Origin of the sequence: Vibrio sp. 10N.286.46.A8 (genome assembly GCF_041470165.1) — a bacterium.
GTDB lineage: Bacteria > Pseudomonadota > Gammaproteobacteria > Enterobacterales > Vibrionaceae > Vibrio > Vibrio tasmaniensis_A.
On the sequence record NZ_JBFRLX010000313.1, the window covers coordinates 1 to 2,057 of the forward strand.

The following is a 2,057-nucleotide window of genomic DNA, read 5'->3' on the forward strand; positions in this document are numbered from 1 at the left end:
CCCTATGTTAGCATACGGATAATTTAGTCAATAAAATAAGCAACAACTGTTAAGGAAATGCTCTGATGACCGTCAAAAATAAGATTATGCTAACAATTAGCGGCCTAATCTGTTTAACGATTTTAGTTATATCTACGATAGGATATTTCGAATTTAAGTCTGCAACCACGGATGACTACCGTCATAACTTGTCTACGAAATCGTTTCTTGTAGCCAAAGCTGTCGAAGGGAAAATGGAAGCGTATTTCGGCGCTTTGGAAAGCATTTCAACCAGTATCCATACTGATAGATCCGGTAACATCATGATCAACCCGATGCTGTTGAAAATGATGACGAACAGTAAAGAATCTCTTGGTGTTCTTAATATTTACATCGGTCTTCCTGATGGCAAAACTTACGACGTTAAAAATCAAGGTATCATTCCTAATTTTAATGCTAAGCAAAAACAACGCGAATGGTTCAACCTTGGGTTTTCAGGTGCAAAACGATCAGTAACTAACCCTTACCTAGCAACAACAGGGCATTTAACCATGTCGGTTGTTATTCCTTTTAAAGCCAGAGGCGAAACGAAAGCAGTGATTGGCCTTAGTCTTAAAATGAGTGATATTACAGACTATATAAACGAGCTATCTGAAGAGCCAAACTTATTTGTCTCTCGCCAAGATGGTTTCCTTGTTGCCGCTAGCTATGAAGATTTTATTGGTAAAAATATCTACGATCTTCGACCATCATACCGTGAACACGGTAGTAAGATGACCAGTGAGCACTCTTACAATGTTCCAGATAAAGGCGATTTTTATGTCGTTTCGTCTCAAATTGAGTCATTAGGTTGGAATATTTGGGCTTGGGCAAGTTGGGACGACATTGAAGCGCCTTCAAATGCGATGGTGAAAATAAATACTGTAGTTGGTCTAATTTTCGCGGTTATGGCAACCGGAATAACATTCTTATTAGTCACCCGATTAATGTATCGTCCTATTGGCGGGGAGCCACAATACATAGAGGCTCTTGTTAGTCGAATCTCGGCAGGAGACCTGACCAACATCCCTAAATTAAATGGCGATGAAACGGGGATCTACCGTTCAACTCTTGAAATGGCAGGTAACCTCCAAGGCATTATTGGCAATATTGAGCAGTCTTCAAACTCTCTCTCATCACAATCTTCATCTCTTGAGACCTCGTCAAATCAGTTAAGTACCTCATCAGAAGAGCAAATGATGCAGCTAGAGCAAGTTGCAACCGCGATGAATCAGATGACCGCGACTGTTGCGGAAGTGGCTCAAAATGCGATGCAGGCATCATCATCATCCAATGAGGCAAGCCTTTCATCTCAGTCAGGTCTTGAGACTGTGGGTGACATGAACCAGCAAATCAGCTTACTTGTAACGAATATTGAGCAGGTTCAAGATTCGATTCTTGGTGTTGAAAAAGAAACTCAAAATGTAGGTAGCATACTTGATGTTATCCGAGGTATTGCTGAGCAAACAAACTTGCTGGCATTAAACGCAGCAATTGAAGCAGCTCGAGCGGGTGAGCAAGGTCGCGGCTTCGCCGTCGTGGCTGACGAGGTGCGTAACCTCGCTAACAAGACACAAGAAAGCACGAACGAAATACAAACCATGATTTCATCACTTCAAACTCAAGCAAAACAATCTGTTGAGCTTATGGTTGAAAATGCGGAAACAGCTAAAGTAACTCGTGAAAAGTCAGATCAAGCGAGTCAAATGCTGAATACTATTCAGCATGAGATTGGGACAATTCAAGACATGAACAACCAGATTGCAGCGGCAGCGGAAGAACAATCGCAAGTAGCCGTTGAAATCAACGAAAATGTAGTGAATGTAAATGATTTGGCGCGAGCGACTGTCGATGACGTCCAGCAAAATGTTCAAACAGCGCAAAATGTTAATAATGTTTCGGACGAACTGCATCAAACGATAAAGATGTTTAAGATCTAATCTTAGATAAGCTAAACGTACCGACAACCTATACGTTAAAGCCTAAGTATCAAAATCTTCGGCTTAAAAAAAGATAACGTAATTAAAACCGCCTTCTCT

At 41.1% G+C, this 2,057-nt stretch carries 1 protein-coding gene; it reads left to right on the forward strand.

What is annotated here, in order from left to right; all coding sequences use genetic code 11:
- The first annotated feature begins 65 nt into the window (after positions 1 to 65).
- Complete coding sequence (locus AB4232_RS21980) at positions 66 to 1,958, forward strand: methyl-accepting chemotaxis protein (protein ID WP_009846361.1); 1,893 nt, start codon at positions 66 to 68, stop codon at positions 1,956 to 1,958.
- Positions 1,959 to 2,057: the final 99 nt, after the last annotated feature.